We start from the raw sequence: 17,313 nt of genomic DNA on the forward strand, positions 1-17,313 counted from the left end.
CCTGCTCATTTTTACTAAAGTGTTTTTTACTCATATGCTCGCCCCCACTATTCTCTCTAGTATACAAAAAGGTACCCATACGCTAAACACTTTTTTTAAAGTGTCCAGTGTATGGGTACCAGTTTACTCCTCCACTCCACTTAGTATCCGTTAGTTCAATCTTTTTGCTCGATATAGATCAATAAAAATTCTTTATCCTCAGGAAAGGAAAGCTGAAGTTCTTTTACTTGCTCCACTGTTTTCCAAGCAATTTCATGTATGAGTCCATCAGGATCGTGGATGGTCGGCTGTCCATGACATACAACAATTCTCTAAAGTTTCCTCGTTTTCTTTACCTCCAGAAGGCACCGACCATCACTTTTCCTCTTCTGGCTTACCTTGTAAAACCGTAAGTATTTGTCTTTCAGAATTCACACATAAGCCTGCTGATCCAATCCATTTGTTCAACTCATGAACAGATAAATCTAGGCAGTACATATGTATCAAAGTGGGTGTTTTATACAAATGTCTTTTATTGAGCTATGGTATTTCGGTAGGTAAGAGCAGTTCATCCTGGGCGTCATACACAGAACCGTGACTATCGGTCCGCAATTAATAGAAGAAAAGAACAGCCATAATTACATGGCTGTTCTTGTTATGGTTCAAGTTATTGTACAATGCATTCAATCCAAGAAGGACCGGAATCAGATCGATAAGGATATTAAGCCATCGTCCGAACCCAGAATAATTCTTCCCTCCGATAAACTGTTATCAATGACAATTAAATGATCATTAAATCAAGATGAGCGAGTAAATTTTGAATCGATGTTGGATGCCGTCTTACGATATCTTCAGAAGGGATATGATGTCCACCGTTTTCCACCCGCACTGCCACTCTCTCAAGATTCAAATGATAATCGCCTAGACCGACATAAAACATTGTAATTTCAAACCCATTGGCCTTGCCATCACGCATAAGCCTGATGGCATTACCTCCAGCCAATGTAGTTTCGACTGAAAAATCGCGGCTGTTTCGAATACAGTCCTTGGCCAATTTAATGGCTTCTTTCCCTGCAGATATTTTATTACTGGCCCTACTTTGCTATAGAGTGCTTGAAGCCTGAACCAGAAGATCTTCCAGGAGACCGTAATCGGGTGTATCCTCTTTACGGATTTTTAGCCACTTCCTCTCGTCTGGCCCTTCAAATCCTTTCGGAAAGGTAAGGCCGGAAGAATTCATGATCATGAATGCAATGGCATCTTTCGATGGTGATATAACCGCCGCATAATGCCCATTTTTCAGGAAATGGGGCTTCTTGTATTGAATGCGTTCTTCGGCTTCAGGAATAACCTGATGGACCATCTTGCGTAGTTGGTTGCTGACCTCGATTTGCCATGGTTGACTAAGGTTCTCGATAAATGCGGAAACTTCCTGATTCATCATTTCTTTTACTGCTCCTTTTCACAGTTTATTTTGGAAAGAGTTAGAGACTGGACGAAGATTTTCACGTTCTCTTGTATGAACTGATCAAGACTGATACCCGGATAATTGTTACCAGCTTCCAAATCGTTAATGAACGCGCCATATTGAGCCATCATGAATGTAAACGCCATCATGGTTGGGTTCGTACAAACCATTTTCCCTTTTTCGCTCATCGTTATAAAGTAATCCGTCAGAAACGTCAACAGTTGGCGAGGATGTTGCAGTCGACGTTCTTTAAAGCCGGGGACATAGACCTCATCTTTTAAGGCGATTAGAATCAGCTTTCGGTCTCGGTTCATGATGTCATGATACTTTTTGCTGATGGCTAGTAGGTCGACTTCTAACTCCCATACAATCTGTTCGTTGAAGAGTGCTCGCATCTCTTCGGCATACTGAAATCGTTCAAGGGCGGCTTCCAACAAATTTTGCTTGCTACCGAAATGCCGAAAAAGCGTCTTTTCGCTTAAGTCGGCAGATGAGGCGATTTCCTCTGTCGTGACGCCGTGGTAGCCTTTCTCCGAAATTAGGTCAATCGCAGCCCGTAACAATTTCTCAGCGCTCCCTTGCTTAGTTTGATGCATGATCAACTCCCTTTCTGTAGATTACGAAATGTCTGTCAGTGGTGACTGACATTATAGTATTACAAATTTATCCTCTCGTCAAGAGGACACCTCGCTTATAATGAAAATACGATGGATTTGCGCATGCCGGTGCTGCCGCAGGCCAGATACACAGGCGAGGTTGAAGTGGATCACAGCATAACAGAGTAAGCGAGGCCACTACATTGCGAAGCAGCTTAGGTTCAAAACCGGGACGAACCTCGATCCGGTCAACACCGATTTGGATTTGAAGCGATGAGGTGGTGGAACCGTGAAGTCATGCTCGGCACACCAGGTTTTCATGGTTTGAACGCTGGCCTGATAATCGGATCTAATTGGGCTTATGAAGTGTACCATTCTTATGTTCCTTGAGCAGCTTTGCGAAAAGCTCACTAGAGTAATTAATCCTCCGCTCAGGAAATTCGCCTGTAAGTATAATCTTCAACATATGAAGCAGACGTTTACCCGTTAGTTCAGTTGGCCCGAGAGACCATTGTCTAATACTGGGACATAGGTATATCAACCCACAGTAACGAAATGCTGCCCTCAATCTTTCATAAAAACCATCATAGCTAAGTTAAGTGATATACCGTTTGCAATTAATTCGTTGTAATAAAGTTTGGCATCCTCAAGGTTAAAATAACTGGCCAGGTCAATATAAAAAGGCGCATAATAGCACCACCCAAAATCAATAAAATATGGTTTTCCATGATAATAATGTATGTGGGAACCATCTACCGACTGCAGATCTCATGCGTGAGAGTCAGGCTTTCCTTCTCATCGTACAAAGCCGCCATATCACGTGCAAAAGCGTTGGCTTTTTCACGTAATGATGGCAGATGCGCGCCAAATTCTCTGCAAAATTTGGGATTTTGCTCCATAAGCGCTTCAAAATGGTTCATAGATACTTGCGTAACTAAATAATTTTTCCAATAATGACGGTCAGCATGGGGGAGCCACAGCATCCCCGAACCCCTTTGCATATTACGGACATGGATTCTGGCTAATGCCTCCGCAACCCTTGGCAACCAATCTAAGCCAGGCGGAGGAGATTTAACACTTCCTAAATCTTCTATCGCCATCCATCTAGGCACATCTGTTTCCATATCCAGTGAAAAAGCGGCTGGCGTGTTCCGATGGCCCTGGTCAGTTAACGACATATATGAAATTCAATAGACTTGGTGAACTGCCCGTTAGCCATTCATGCAGCGCAAAAGCAGTGCTTTACCACAGAGGATGAAAGTTAATCAGTTCTTTCATGATAGCTCAACAATTATGGTTTAACTTTAGTGAAATACAGATTCAAATCGTCATCAACACAAACCATGGCACCAGGGTCAACTGGTTGTTCTTTGTACATAACTCCCCTGCCATCTGGTATATATCCCCTTTTTGCGTATAAACGTTGCGCGCTGCCATAGCTTTTGTATAGTCCAACGCCAATTCCAACTATTTCGAATTTCTCAAATGCAATGTTCTCGATAGCCTCCATTAATGTATTTCCAATTCCATGATTTCGTAATGGAGGAATAACATTAAAATCATTAACTTCAGGTATTCCATTTCCAACAAAGTAAGGATAATGAGATGTAGCAAGCAAATGTAAGCTTCCCGCAAACTGCCCTTGGTAAAAGGCTAATAAAGTTATTCTTTCTCCTGCCACGTTCTGTTCCCAGCACCTCAAGATGTAATCCCTAGGTTTTTTAATATCATGTTCAGTAAAGACTTGGTATACAAGTTCCACATCTGAATCAGTCATTTGACGAACTATAATGGAATTGTTCATAATTTCCCTCCAATGGTCAATTGCATGTGAAGGACTGCCGCGTGGCGGTATTGAACTATCGTTACCGTTAACTTAGCGGCGAATCATTTTCTTGCTAAATATAAATCGATAGTATCATAAACATTCAATACATCACCAAAACGGACAATCGCTTCTTTAATTTCGCTTTCAAATAATTCTTTTGTAGCGGGTGGCAAGCTTCTATGATCTGAATATGTATTCAATAAGGAAATATAGTCAGACGAAGAAAATGTTCTTGTTAAGTGATATAGCTTAAACACAACCTCTCTAAAACCATATGCTTGAATTGTCTTCGAGATATTTTTATATCTTTCAGTATCATGTTCGATAATTTTTGTACTAGAAGGTCTATATCTTTGATATATACTTTGAATATTCTGATGCAATTCATCATTTACTCGTGCTACAAATGGGCGATTCCAAAATAATGCTAGTATTCCACCGGATTTTAATAATTTTAAGACTTTAGGATAACCTATATTTTCTGGAATCCAATGAAATGCAGTAGCTGAATAAATTATATCTATACTATTATTTGGACATTCATATTCTTCAAATGAAGTATTGCATACCCTAAAGTTTTTATATTCTTGAAACTTTAATTTTGAATATTCTGCGAGGTCTCTCCCTAACTCAATTGCCGTTAATTCACAACCTGTTTCCAGAAAGGGTCTTGTTGCCTGACCGGTTCCAATACCAACCTCAAGTGCTTTTTTACCTTGCTCAAGTTGAGAATACGCAAGGACATCTTTGAATAAATCATCACAATATGTAGGTCTCCGCTTGTCGTAGTTTTCCACATCCTCATTAAATGCTAATCGTTTGTCCATATTTCCCCCCAATAATATTTTGAAGTCCGTTCACATAAAGATTATCGCCTAATACGTTATACTGCCCGTTCGAGCGAAGGACTGCCACTCGGCAGCCTTCAAATGTTTAACAATGGTGCCCGTTCGCACAGTGGGTGTCAATCGAATACGCTGCTACAGCCTGCTTGGGTATTATTACTAAACTATCGTTCCCAGTTAGTTGCATGAACTCATGTCTTGAATCTATTCTTTTGCAACCATTTTCCAGCAAAATCAACACCTGCTTTCATATTAAATATTCTACATTTAGCATTGCCAGTTTCACCTAATGTAACGTTGTTAGTTTCATCAAATGCTTTTCCAATCTGTTCAAAATCCTCATCAGCGTCATAAGCATAATCATCAAACCATTTCCAATATCTTTTATTATTTTCTATTATTGCAGCTCCCATTTTCCTAAATAACTCTGCAATACATCCCATTCCTCTTGTTGGCGAAAGATTTACATCAAAGGCAGGCATGCTATCATATATCTTTTCTATCCATTCCCTCGGGACTGGAGGATTAACACCAAGTTTTATAAAGCATTATATATAGAATCTATAGAATTCATATTTATTGTTAATTCAATTGTTCTTTGTTCACTCATTATTCACATCTCCTTTAGTCAAAATCGCCATCGAAATTTATCAGTCATTTACTAATCATTTTACCATATAACCATCTTATCGTATCCAATTTTTGGACATAATCTCTCTATAAATTCCCAATTCTCTACCGATGAAAATGAATTCGTGGAAGCTTAACGACAGTTTCAACACATACCTTGTCTTATGTATCCAAAAAACCAGCCCCCTCAAAGGAGCGGTTCGTCGCAGCGTTTATTAAGCTAACGTGCCCGTTAGCCATCATGCAGCGCAGAGGATGAAAATGGATGAAATCTGTCAAAACTTTCTGGGAGCGGCTATCGCACAACAAGTAGGGCATTGTTAGAAAGGAATCATCAACAAGCATGAAACCTAAATTATAATAGAGCGATTCGGCATAAGTTCCTTGCAATAAACCCAGTCTCATTATCGGATACGGATATTCCACATGTAGAACGGTCAACGCTCTCTTCAGCACCGAAGAGCGGAAGAGAACGTTGAATGGTCATATAGTTGCTGATACCCGAAGCATCTACGAGACTAGGATAGGACTCGTTTACCCCGCCAATAGGACCGCCGCGAGGAAAACGAGTTGCAGCACCGTTCGGGGAAGCAGCTTCGGTACGGGCCTCCCCCCGATCGTCATTGTTTCCCGGGCCGCCCGCACATTGGCGGGGAACATTGCGATCAGCAGCACCGCCAAGCCGATAGAAGCCAACTTCGAGGTGGCCGGAAATAGGATGCCGACCGCACCGGCAAGCTCCAGCCAGCCGGTGGCCGTCACAATCAGATCCGGTCTGGGAAATGCCTGAGGAACCAAACGGATCAAGTCCGGTCGTCGGGTCCCCCAGTGTGCGGAAGCCGTAAGCAACAGCATCACGGCAACAGCTCCCTGAAGCGGAGATTGCCAGCCCCCGAAATAAGACAGTCCGATCAAGCCCAGACCCTTGAACAACAGAAAAGAAGCAACAAGTGCATAGAACGGTACCATACGGCTCACTCCTTTTAATACTTTAGAAACCTTTCATAACCATAAGATATATAATGACCGGTAACGGCTAACAAAATCAGCGATAACGTAAGCCAATTGATTTCCGACATCGGAATTTCCGCTTTGACGGCCATGATACTGCCCGAGACGATAATAAGGACGAGACCCGGTATCGTAAATCATAATCGGCGAGCATAACGTTTGGGCCGCACGATGAATGACAGCCGGATTTTTCGTCATATCCGCCCGAATTTTCCAAAATGCCGCCGTTATGATATTTCCAACGGACAGCACGACTCCAACCAAATGCAGAGTTAGCCACAAGTTCAACTCAGATCTCTCCTTTCTTCTCCTTCTTGCTGGGATACAAGATATCACTGATGAATGACGAGAAATCATGCGCCGTAAAACCGGTCGGTGCATAGGGAATGGAGGAGCGGATACGTAAAGCGAACGTCATCAGAACGAACATTTCGGCTGTTTTGTCCTTATCGACCGATTCCGGAATCACCCCGCTGTTTTGACCGATCTCAATCCATTGTCTAGATAAAAACACGGACCGCTCATAATACTGCTTGAGTGCTTTTGCAATAAACGGCTCCTCCTTCCCGAGCAGATACATCAACACTTTGTTCGTAACATCCGCCTTTTCGTATGCCGCAATACTCTCCGAGATCTTCCACATCGGCTCCTCGAATGATCGACGGCCTTTCTCCACTTCGTTCATAAAGCGTTCGTTCGTCTCTTCGAGCCTATCCTGCAGCACCCAGACAAAGATTTCGTCTTTGCTCTTCACATAATGGAAAATAGCCCCTTTCGACAAGCCCGATTGATCCATAATGTCCTTCATTGTGATCGAATGACATCCTTTTGCCCCTATCAACTCTTTGGTCGCATCAAGCAGAAGCCGTATGGTTTGCTGCCTGCGTTCCTCTTGTTTCATGGTCGTCCCTCCGATGGTCGCAATCAGATTCATTTCCAATTCGTTTTTACTTATTTCCAATTATACATACCGACTATCGGTTTGTAAATTAAACTTTTTATTTAGTTTACAAATATTTCTCTGCATCCAAACTTGCCCTTACTTATGCTACGCATCAGCGTATCATCTATAGAGCTAAATCTAAGAGCACCTTTTAGGTGCCCTTTGCAAATCCATATGTAAAATACTACTCCAGATGCTGGAGAAGTGGCTAAGTTGCAACGTAATATGATCGTGAGTTAGTTGGATAAAGAAGCCACCCACGCGTCTACAGGTACCACCTCGGCCTGATGGGGGAACACCTTCTCAGTTAGAACCCGATGAACCTCAGGGTCAGCATCGATACAGGCGTCGGAAAGCACAGTAAGGGCAAAGTCTCTATCTGCCGCTTCCCGTAAGGTCGATAGAACGACCCCGCTTGTGGCGATACCACTGAGGATGAGCGTGTCGATCTGGCGAGACCGAAGGATCACCTCAAGGTCACTTCCGGCAAACGCGCTTACTCGAAGCTTGGTCACAATCGGCTCGTCCGGCCAAGGCTGCACGGATTCATGAATTTGCATCGTCGCTTCCGGAGCTGCCACTGTTCCGACCCGGCTGGCAATACCCGCGAACATTTTATTTCTAGAACTAATCTCGGGATAACCTGCACGAAATGCGACACGTACGTAAATAACGGGAATAGCATGACTTCTTGCGGCTTCAATAGCCTTTTGGAACGGAATCAATGCCTTTTCGCTGTCTACGAACCGCGACACGACGCTGTTTTGCATATCCATGACCAACAGCGCGCTTTTGCTCGGTGAATTTTGCATGTGTTTATATTCTCCTTTTCATCGATTTACAATTACGACGTTTGGGTTTTCGCGGGACTGACTTGAATCAATCGCGAATCACCTCCCATCCTAAACGGAGAAAGTTCTCCGCTTTTAATTATATGGAGATCACTCTCCGGTTGTCAACAAATCGCTCTTGATGTAATATTTCTAAAGAGGTGTTATCCCAAAATGTCTAAAGAGAATATTTCAGCTCGAGAAGGAGATACCACAGATTCCGTCATTGCCACGCCTCCCGAAAAGGCATTACGTGCAGATGCCCAAAAAAATCGAGATAAGCTGCTCGATGTCGCTCATCGAGTTTTTAGGACCGAAGGAATCTCCGTCTCGATGGATGAAATCGCCCGACGTGCCGGTGTTGGCGTGGGAACCGTCTATCGGCATTTCCCGACTAAGGAAGATTTATTTGGGGCCGTTATTGTCAGCCACAAGGCACGTCTTATCGAAGAAGCTAATCAATTACTTGATCACGACGATCCGGGCGACGCGTTCTTTTATTATTTTGCAAGAATCATACGTGAGGGGATTGCAAACAAGGCGATTACTGATGCCATTGTTAGCAGTCTGAATATAAACACTGGACGTTCGGAGGTAGCGCGGAATTTTTGGCGAGGGATCGACAATCTTCTCGCCCGTGCCCAACACAGCGGATCCGTTCGGGCTGATGCTCGCATTGAGGATATCAAAGTCCTGCTTATCGGCATCTTGCAAGCAACCGGGGAGAGCGGAAATTTTCCGGATCGCGTCGTGTCGATCCTAATCGACGGTCTTCGTGGGTAATCAAAAATAACCCTTTAGACTCCCGATACCGCTATGTTCTTTTCGTAACCTTGCCTTTGGTAGTATTCAATATTCTCGGTCTTACCTGTTAATAAAGTTACAAACCTACAACCTTTTTTTGAAGTGGCTATCTCAAATTGTTCCAATAATCTTTTGCCTATTCCTGCTTTCCTGTAGTCCTCTTTGACAAATAAATAGTTAAGGTAAGAATGTGATGTAGAAGTCTGGTCAATCCTCCCTAATGCGAAACCTACAACTTCACCATCATTTACAGCCACCAAACATGTATCACGAAAAAAACGATAAAAATTGAGATAGATTGAATCTCTTTCCTTTGGTAGTGGTGAGCAATCCATTTCAGCAATTTGAAGTGCAGTTACATCATTAATTTCCTGTATAATTATTTCACCCATATCCTCAGCTCACCCTTCTCTTCTCAGCTCTTCTAAAATTAGTTATATACATCCAATAATAACATATTTTTGCATTAAACTGCGTTAGTTCAACGAGCAGTCGTTGTCGTACCCTAATTTCGAATATATCGCCTACTGTGAACCGCAATGAAATTTCCTCACGTATTGCATTATTATCCATGAGAAAAGCTACTTTCAGCAAGTGGCTTTAATGAAGAAATGATCGGAATTCAGAACACAAAAACTATTCCATACTTATTTACGAGATAGATATGGGCATATATCCAATCCCTAATTTTTATCTCGGCATACAGTGAGTTAGAAGCCCAATTAATAAGGAGTGAATAAATCGAATGGGATTTATACCGCAGCAAGGACCAACCTCTCCTCCACCCTCATATGTACCTCAAATGTCTCCATATGCTGTTGACCTTGGGACAATTTCTGGTTGTTTGGATCAATACACTTTCATATGGCTCAATAATGGAGATAGCTTTTGGTTCTATCTGACTTTTGTCGGAAGGACATCGATTTTAGGATATAGATTTTTCGGAGGAAGATGGAATCCTTATACAGTTAATTTAAGAGAAATTATTTCATTTTCATGTTACTAATTAATTATAATCCATGATAGAAGCGCAGAGCCTCTTGTGTATTTATTTAGTTCAGCTTGTTTGCCCCACTATCCTGCCCTCCAACCTTTAATATCACCGCGATTATGCGCATATGTTTGTGTCGCAAAACGATTAAGCACCTATGTTTGTGTCGTGTCCTCGCGACACAAACATAGGTGCTTTGAAATAAAAAAAACCTGATTGGCGGGGATCTTGTGTCGCTGGACAGCAATCGAATAATATAATCAAATGAATATTGGACTATTGTAGATGAACATTAACCTTTAAGCGAACCTGATGTCATTTGCATAAAGGACTTGTTAGCAAAGATATAGACAACCAGGATAGGAAGAATCGACAGACAAGCGCCAGCCATCATAAAGTGGGTTTGCGAGGCTGCGGCCATACCGTATTTTAAATTCGCCAAACCTACGGTTAATGTTTGCAGGTTGGGTTTGCTCATCGTAAAGACCATGGGCAATAAATACTCATTCCAAGCGTGTCGGAAAGTAAATAGAGCACATACAGCAAGACCCGGTCTTAACAAAGGCAAAGTCACCCTCCAAAAGGTTCCACCCAGGGAACAACCGTCGATTGTGGCAGCTTCATCCAATTCTCGCGGTATTCCACTCATAAAGCTGAGCAGAATAAAAAAGATATACGCATGCGCACTAATTAAAATAAGTACAACTGCCCAAAGCGATGTGTGTAAATTCAAGCTAATCATCAATTCAAATTGCGGTCTCAATACAACTGCACCTACGGAAACAAATAAGGTGCCTCCTTGTATGGCAACGTACAGCTTTTTACCCGGAAACCCCAAACGATCAATGACATACGCAGCCATCGAAGCGATAATGAGAGTTCCAATGGTTGTGCTAATACTGACAAACATGCTGTTCCAGGTGAAGGTAGAGAAATTGGCCTGCTTCCAGGCTTGCACATAATTTTCGAACATCCAATTCGAAGGGAATATAGTGGCCCCTGTAGTCAATTCCATATTGGTTTTGAGGGAACCGAGGATCGCGATTAATACAGGAAATAACGTTAGAAATGCAATAGCCAGCAAAAAAATCCATAAAACGATTTGCCCAAGCATGCGGGACAATATAGATGGGTTAACGGTCGTGTTCGGCCTGACAGCTGCCTGCATGTTCATGATTGGACCTCCTCAGAGTTTTCGTAAGAAAACTGACTTCGTAAGCATTATCTTTGTTTTCGCAAGAAAACGGACTTCGTAAGCATTAACTTTGTTTTCATATCAGAAATTTTTATTAACACGTTTAGACATATAAAAGTAAGCGAGCGTAATCACGCCGACGATCAGAGCTGTCACGAAACCGACGGCACTGCCATAGCCGATATTCTGTACAGCCTGGGAATCACCCACAACAGGGAAGAACAGCTTATACACATACAAATACATAACTTCCGTTTTCCCTATCGGTCCCCCGCCGGTTAAGACCATGATACTTTCATAACCTTTAAGGGCATTAATTATCGCCAGCATAATAATAATTTGCAGAACAGGTCCAAGCATCGGGATGGTGATATACCAGAACTGTTGAATCTTATTGGCGCCGTCCAGTGCCGAGCTTTCGTAAATATCATAGGGAATATTTTGCAATCCAGCTAGAAATAGCAGCATATAATTGCCGACAGCTCCCCACACAGCAACAAGAATGATCGTCAGCAGTGCATGGTCAGGACCGAGCCAATCGATATTTTTCGCAATGATCTGGTACTTCATGAGAAATTGATTCAGAATACCATTATAGGAATTAAAGATCGCAAAAAATACGACTGCCATAACAGCAGAGCTAATAATCGTAGGCATAAAATAAATCGCTCGCAGGAAATGTCTGCCCCTTAATCCCCTGTTAAGTACAACTGCCAGAATCAGAGCCAGAGGAAGTGACAACAGCACCTTCCCACCTGCAAAAATAAATGTTGTGACAACTGAATCCCAAAACTGCTGGTCTTCCATAATTTGTGAAAAATTATCGAAACCGATAAATCTTTCATTGCCATAACCTTTATAATCGTAGAACATATATCTCATTGCCCAGCCAATCGGATACAATCCCAATACCACAGTCAGAATAAAGCTTGGCATCAAAAAACTATAGGCAAACCCGTACTTCCCTGCTTTATTCATGAAAATATCAACTCCTATAGCATAAATTCGGATAGAGAAGGATGGGGTGAGAACCCCATCCAAATTGGTCCCTGCATGAAATTATTTGGCAAATTGTCCCGCAAGCTTCGCTGGATCAAAGTCCGCAATAGGGCTTACTTTAAATTCGCCCGCTTGCACACCGGCAGCCAGTGCTTCATTATAGCGCTTGTTCAAATCTGTGATCACTTCATTTAAATCGCCACCACTAAGCATGTATTTGAAAAATGCATCGGTGTATTTGATACCTTTGACATTGACGCTTGGTTGGATTGGCCATACGCCATCCACTTTGTTAGGCAGGAATCCTTCAATTCCGCCAATATCAGGTTTTTTTGCTTTTGCAATAACGGCTGGAACCATTGAGATGCCGAAGCCTTTTTCATGATACGGTTGTAATACTTCCTCTTGATACATGAAATTGATGAATTTCCACGCTTGGTCCTTTTTGGTCGATTTGGAGCTGATCGATAGCCATTGCCCACCCAGAAAACCTGAAGCGCCTTTGATACTGCCATCTATGCTCGGTACTGGAGCTGCTGCCCATTTGATCTTCGCAGGGAACTGACTTTTGTAAACACCCGGCTCCGAAGCGAAGGACATGTACATGCCGATCTTGCCTTCAGCAAACTGTGCGCGAAGCGGGTCGATATCGAGAGATTCCATTCCCGGCAATGTACTGCCGTCATCCTTCATTTGCTTAAAGGCTTCGATGATGGGCTTAAAGCCGCTGAAATCAAATTTGGCAGTTTTGAAATCATAGCCAAAGCCTCCATATCCGCTGACCTCCGCGATAACGCGAGCGGAACGGTTCAACGCACTCTCCGGGCTTTTGAAGTTTTCTGCAAATCCGTAAGAGCCCGTTGCTTTACCGGCTTCTGTAAGCTTTTTAGCGGTATCGACCATTTCCTTCAACGTAGTAGGCGGATTTTTGATCCCGGCCTTTTCAAACAAATCGACATTGTAGATTAAGCGCATCGTCGTTCCATAGTTCGGCAAGCTGTACATTTTACCATCAAAGCTATTCAAATCAACCATTGCCGGGAAATTTTTCTTCTGATCAGCAGTCAAATAACTGTCGATTGGCGCCAGGTATTGCTTCTTGTAAAAGGTTTGAATCGTATTTTCTTTGACACGAATAATATCCGGTGTATCCGCTGTTGAAAACGACAAGTCGATCGCCTGGTTGAAGTCATCCGTTTTAACAACAAGTTCAACCTCAATGTTATCTTTATTCGTTGTATTGAACTTTTCAATCACTTCTTTAATATAGTCCGCATCATGGCGGTCTCCAGTCCAATAAGTCAGCTTGGTTTTGGCTGCCGGCTTGGTCGCTGTATCCTTGTTGTTTGCAGGTGCAGGTGCAGCTGCCGGAGTGGTGCTGCATGCCGTCAATCCTGTTACCAGAAATAAACAAAATGCAGACAATGCCATTTTTTGATTCAGCTTTGTATTCATATTGATCTCCCCTTATCTTTTTCATTACTTTAGCTTACAAGTTGATTATAAGTGTTTTATGCCTATTACATAAGGCGGTTAACCCAACATTAAGGGCAGGTTTTCATACATAAAAAAGGGAAGAAATTCATGATTGAATTCTTCCATGGGATGATATTTTAAATTCAGATGGTGTCATGCCCGTATGTTTTTTGAAAATATCACTAAAATAACGCCGATGCTCATAACCAAGCTCTTGTGCGATTTCCTGAACCTGAAAATCATCAATCAGCATGTTTTTGGCCTTTTCCATCTTTTCCTGAATCACAAATTGCTGGAATGAAACGCCGAGTACCTTTTTAAACAGGTTAGAAAAATAGCCTTGGCTGAGATTAATTTGCCTAGAGCAATGCTCCAACGACAAATCCGTGTGCAGATTGGCCCGGATGTAATCCTTGACCTGATGAATAATCTTGATCGATTCATGCGAACGTTCTTTTTCAATCCATGCGCAGCCTTCCAGACAGAGCTCTTTCAATAAGGTTCGAAACTCCTGAAGCGACGGCTGGCTTTTACTTTTAAACTCATTCATTTTCGTTTCCATCTGATGAACAGTCTCATAGGGAAACTTTTCCAGCATCAGCCTGAAAATTTTGGAGGACAGCTCATAGCATACATTTTCCACGTATTGCGGCTCGGGAAGCGGAACAATATCAACCAGATCGTTGAATATTTCTTCAAGCAAATGCTGGCTTTTGTCACTGTTACCTGAGCGTAAGGCGAATAGGAAGTCCTGCTCCTTCGAAATTGAATAGTTCGGTATGCCTCTCTGTCCAGTTGCCATATTCATACAGCTGAATACACCGTTGCCTTCGGTATAAAAATGATAAGATAATGCATTCAAAGCCTGGAGGTATGAATGAGGCAGTTCATGAATGCCCTGTACACCAAGCCCTACTCCGATAGAAACCGTAAATCGCGTATAACGGGCTATGTTCAAGCAGCAGGCTTCGGCAATTTCAGATGCTATCTGATCATCCTTACAGTTCATTACAACCACATAACGGTTGATAGCTTCACGAAAAATAATACCTGTAGTCACCGAGGTTATTGTTTCTTCCATAATATTTTGCAGACTGAACCGGATCAATTCAATTTCCTGAACAGGCAGCGCCTGATACTTGTCCATAAATTGATCGATTTCAACAATGAAAACTACGAAGTCCTTCGGCTCCAAATCGACCCCGAGAAACTCCCAACGCTGTCTGGCACTGGCCTCACTCGTCTGGTGATGCAGCAGCAGCGTCAAATATTCTTGCCTCAGGATCGGCAGGCTTTCCTTGATTTTCTGCTCCATTTCTTTGAGTCTGATCTGTTCTTTGTGCTCCATCTCACAGGTCAGCTTGGCTTTCAATACAACGCTGACAATTTCATCGATAGCAAACGGCTTTTTCACAAAATCAAAGGCCCCTAGTCGAATGGCCTGTTGAGCATAAGAAAAATCGGAGTATGCACTCAAAATAATAATTTTGGTTCGTGGTGATGCTTCCAATATTGCCTGAGTCATTTCAAGTCCATCCATACGAGGCATACGAATATCGGTTAAAATAATGTCGGGCTTCATTTCCTGTGCCAGACGCAGTCCGGCTTCTCCGTCCAATGCTGTACCGACGATCTCAATCTGGTGATCGAGCCAAGCTATTTTTTGTGAAATCATATCGACAACCATCTTCATATCGTCAATGACACATAATTTAATAAGGTTATGCGATTCCATCCTATTCATGGTCTCCTTTATTTATCGGAATCCACAAAGCTACTGTAGTTCCGTTCTTGTCATTATTCGTCAGCTTCATGCGACTCTCGTTCCCATAGTACAGCTGCAGCCGATTGCTAATATTTCGTAATGCATAGCCATTTTTGGTATTGCCACCAGCTGCCATTCCCTGCTCGACCTTTTCCATATCTACACCTGTGCCGTTGTCTTCAACCAGGAGATGCAGCATTTGATCGTCCTCTGAGATCTGTATGCGGATCCTACCTCCGGAAGCTTTGTCCTTAAATCCATGTAAAATACTGTTCTCAACCAGTGGCTGGAGCACAATTTTGGGTACATAATAGGCTAGCAGCTGATCATCCTCAACAATCAACTCGTACTCAAACAAACCTTCATAGCATTTCTGCTGAATCGCACAATATTGCTTGACATGCGATAATTCATCCTCCAGTGTCATCATATCCTTGCCGCCGCTCAAGCCCAACTGAAACATTTGAGATAAGGCCAGAATCAGCTCATTCACGTCGTTGTTTTCTCCCAAAACCGACTTGCAATAGATCGCATTTAAAGTATTGTACAAAAAATGAGGCTCCATCTGAGCCGTTAAAGCTTTCATCTCTGCCTTTCGTTTCTCCTGCTCGCTGAACTTGACGTTGCCAATCAGTTGATTGATCTCATCCAGCATCCGGTTGAATTGAAATCCGACCTGAGCCACTTCATCTGTATAACGGCTTTCAAAACGAACCGACAGCTGGTTGTCCTCGACCTTTCTCATCAATCCCTGCAGCTTAAACAAAGGTCTCAAGAGCAAAGCCGTCAAGTAATTAGACAACAGCCAGGATGTCAACACGAAGCCCACAATGATATATAAGGTCGTCCGCTTAATACTGTTCACCTGCTGCAGCAGCAGATCCTTGGACTGTGTACCTATGAGAACCCAATCATCGGTAATTTCCAGCTTCGTATAGTTAACCAAATAATCGGCTTTATGGAATTCATGAAAAAAAGAACCCTGCAGCCCAGACCTCATTTGCTGTAAAAACAAGGCGTCCTGATTGAAATGGTAAGTGTTCGGGACATCGTCTTGAATGACGTCCTCACCTTTGGCATCAACTAATACATAATTGCGGTCTTTACTTGGCGATTTTTGGTTAATTAAGCGGACAAACTCTCTTTCCTTAATATTCACGACAACAAATACATTCAGCGGATCACTGGACACACGTTCATGCATCCCTTTGGTAACAAAAGAGAACACACGCTGGTTTCCCGAAAAAAAGAGATCGGCGTGTCCTTTGTACCAAACGCCTTTTGGGCTATTTTTGATCTTATCATACAAGTCGGAATCGTAAAATGATTGAGCTGGGTTTCGATTGTCGGATGTCGAATAAAAATCACCGATTGGCGTCGCTATTAAAACATTTTGAATCAAAGGCTCGTTATAGCTTATTTGGGAAAATACAAACCGCAATGCGGATAAGTGCTTATAATAATTGAGAAAATCGTTATTCTGAACATCTCGCAGCATTTGTTCGAAGGCGTCGCTGAACATTAGCGATTGAATCGATGTAGAAATATTTTTCAGTCGGGTATCCATGATTTGCGCGGTCTTATTGACGGTTTCCTGGCTAGATTCAAACGCATTGTTCTGAATTTCCTTGGATGCGATCAAATATGAAATCGTACCTGCCGCGCTAATTGCCAATGTGATCAAGATGACGAAGGAAATCAGGATTCTTTGTTTAAATGGTAGACTATGGAAGAAATCATTGAACTGGGTCGTAATGCGGTTAAACCGTCTCCCCCTCATAAGCACCTTCCTCGAATTTCAAGTAGCTAAAGTATAAACGGTACGGAGACAATATGTCTATAATGAGAACATCGGACAATAAAGATTACATATTAAATGTTATGTTAAATATATACGAGACTTCTACTCAAGTTCCATGTTCCACTATCCTGTGAAAAAAAATTCAAAATACT

The 17,313-nt window shown here is 42.4% G+C and carries 18 protein-coding genes; 1 reads left to right on the plus strand and 17 read right to left on the minus strand.

From position 1 onward, the window contains the following. Nucleotides 1-760: 760 nt before the first annotated feature. The 11 genes from G9U52_RS22445 to G9U52_RS22495 all read right to left on the minus strand — a co-directional run bounded on the left by G9U52_RS22445 (nt 761) and on the right by G9U52_RS22495 (nt 8,112). Nucleotides 761-1,033, minus strand: a complete 273-nt coding sequence (locus G9U52_RS22445) for a hypothetical protein (RefSeq protein WP_243767500.1) — start codon at nt 1,031-1,033, stop codon at nt 761-763. Nucleotides 1,034-1,081: 48 nt separating this feature from the next. Next, nucleotides 1,082-1,420, minus strand: coding sequence for a DUF1801 domain-containing protein (locus G9U52_RS22450; RefSeq protein WP_166153160.1), 339 nt, complete (start codon nt 1,418-1,420; stop codon nt 1,082-1,084). An 8-nt stretch (nt 1,421-1,428) separates the two neighbouring features. Next, nucleotides 1,429-2,043: a TetR/AcrR family transcriptional regulator gene (locus G9U52_RS22455; protein WP_166152896.1), complete on the minus strand. Its 615-nt coding sequence runs from the start codon at nt 2,041-2,043 to the stop codon at nt 1,429-1,431. A gap of 752 nt (nt 2,044-2,795) precedes the next feature. Continuing rightward, nucleotides 2,796-3,221, minus strand: a complete 426-nt coding sequence (locus G9U52_RS22460; protein ID WP_166152897.1) for a hypothetical protein — start codon at nt 3,219-3,221, stop codon at nt 2,796-2,798. A gap of 113 nt (nt 3,222-3,334) precedes the next feature. Continuing rightward, entirely contained in the window at nt 3,335-3,847 is a 513-nt protein-coding gene (locus G9U52_RS22465; protein WP_166152898.1) for a GNAT family N-acetyltransferase, read from the minus strand. 83 nt (nt 3,848-3,930) lie between these two features. Continuing rightward, on the minus strand, nt 3,931-4,698 hold the full coding sequence (locus G9U52_RS22470; RefSeq protein ID WP_166152899.1) for a class I SAM-dependent methyltransferase: 768 nt from the start codon (nt 4,696-4,698) through the stop codon (nt 3,931-3,933). 209 nt (nt 4,699-4,907) lie between these two features. Then, nucleotides 4,908-5,258 carry an AAC(3) family N-acetyltransferase gene (locus G9U52_RS41435; protein WP_311764914.1) on the minus strand — a complete coding sequence of 117 codons (351 nt, stop codon included), beginning with the start codon at nt 5,256-5,258 and terminating at the stop codon, nt 4,908-4,910. A gap of 622 nt (nt 5,259-5,880) precedes the next feature. Beyond that, nucleotides 5,881-6,315, minus strand: coding sequence for a DoxX family protein (locus tag G9U52_RS22480; protein ID WP_166152901.1), 435 nt, complete (start codon nt 6,313-6,315; stop codon nt 5,881-5,883). A 33-nt stretch (nt 6,316-6,348) separates the two neighbouring features. Further along, nucleotides 6,349-6,645: a hypothetical protein gene (locus G9U52_RS22485; protein ID WP_207953142.1), complete on the minus strand. Its 297-nt coding sequence runs from the start codon at nt 6,643-6,645 to the stop codon at nt 6,349-6,351. 1 nt (nt 6,646) lies between these two features. Further along, nucleotides 6,647-7,258 carry a TetR/AcrR family transcriptional regulator gene (locus G9U52_RS22490; protein ID WP_166152902.1) on the minus strand — a complete coding sequence of 204 codons (612 nt, stop codon included), beginning with the start codon at nt 7,256-7,258 and terminating at the stop codon, nt 6,647-6,649. Nucleotides 7,259-7,536: 278 nt separating this feature from the next. Next, complete coding sequence (locus G9U52_RS22495) at nt 7,537-8,112, minus strand: cysteine hydrolase family protein (RefSeq protein ID WP_166152903.1); 576 nt, start codon at nt 8,110-8,112, stop codon at nt 7,537-7,539. 192 nt (nt 8,113-8,304) lie between these two features. On the opposite strand from G9U52_RS22495, the gene G9U52_RS22500 reads away from it, so the two are divergent. Further along, on the plus strand, nt 8,305-8,913 hold the full coding sequence (locus G9U52_RS22500) for a TetR/AcrR family transcriptional regulator (protein WP_166152904.1): 609 nt from the start codon (nt 8,305-8,307) through the stop codon (nt 8,911-8,913). Between the two features lie 14 nt (nt 8,914-8,927). On the opposite strand, the gene G9U52_RS22505 is transcribed toward G9U52_RS22500, so the two are convergent. From G9U52_RS22505 to G9U52_RS22530, 6 genes are all read right to left on the minus strand, one after another. Beyond that, nucleotides 8,928-9,326, minus strand: a complete 399-nt coding sequence (locus G9U52_RS22505) for a GNAT family N-acetyltransferase (RefSeq protein WP_166152905.1) — start codon at nt 9,324-9,326, stop codon at nt 8,928-8,930. 891 nt (nt 9,327-10,217) lie between these two features. Further along, nucleotides 10,218-11,039, minus strand: a complete 822-nt coding sequence (locus tag G9U52_RS22510) for a carbohydrate ABC transporter permease (RefSeq protein WP_166153161.1) — start codon at nt 11,037-11,039, stop codon at nt 10,218-10,220. Between the two features lie 162 nt (nt 11,040-11,201). Next, a complete protein-coding gene (locus G9U52_RS22515) occupies nt 11,202-12,098 on the minus strand; it encodes a carbohydrate ABC transporter permease (protein ID WP_166152906.1) in 897 nt (298 codons plus the stop codon). Between the two features lie 81 nt (nt 12,099-12,179). Next, nucleotides 12,180-13,574 (minus strand): ABC transporter substrate-binding protein, encoded by a 1,395-nt coding sequence (locus tag G9U52_RS22520; RefSeq protein WP_166152907.1) that lies wholly within the window; start codon nt 13,572-13,574, stop codon nt 12,180-12,182. 127 nt (nt 13,575-13,701) lie between these two features. Then, nucleotides 13,702-15,330 carry a response regulator gene (locus G9U52_RS22525; protein WP_166152908.1) on the minus strand — a complete coding sequence of 543 codons (1,629 nt, stop codon included), beginning with the start codon at nt 15,328-15,330 and terminating at the stop codon, nt 13,702-13,704. Nucleotide 15,331: 1 nt separating this feature from the next. After that, complete coding sequence (locus tag G9U52_RS22530; protein ID WP_166152909.1) at nt 15,332-17,140, minus strand: cache domain-containing sensor histidine kinase; 1,809 nt, start codon at nt 17,138-17,140, stop codon at nt 15,332-15,334. Between the last annotated feature and the right edge of the window lie 173 nt (nt 17,141-17,313).

This window comes from Paenibacillus agricola (genome assembly GCF_011440305.1).
In the GTDB taxonomy this organism is placed as follows: Bacteria; Bacillota; Bacilli; order Paenibacillales; family NBRC-103111; genus Paenibacillus_S; species Paenibacillus_S agricola.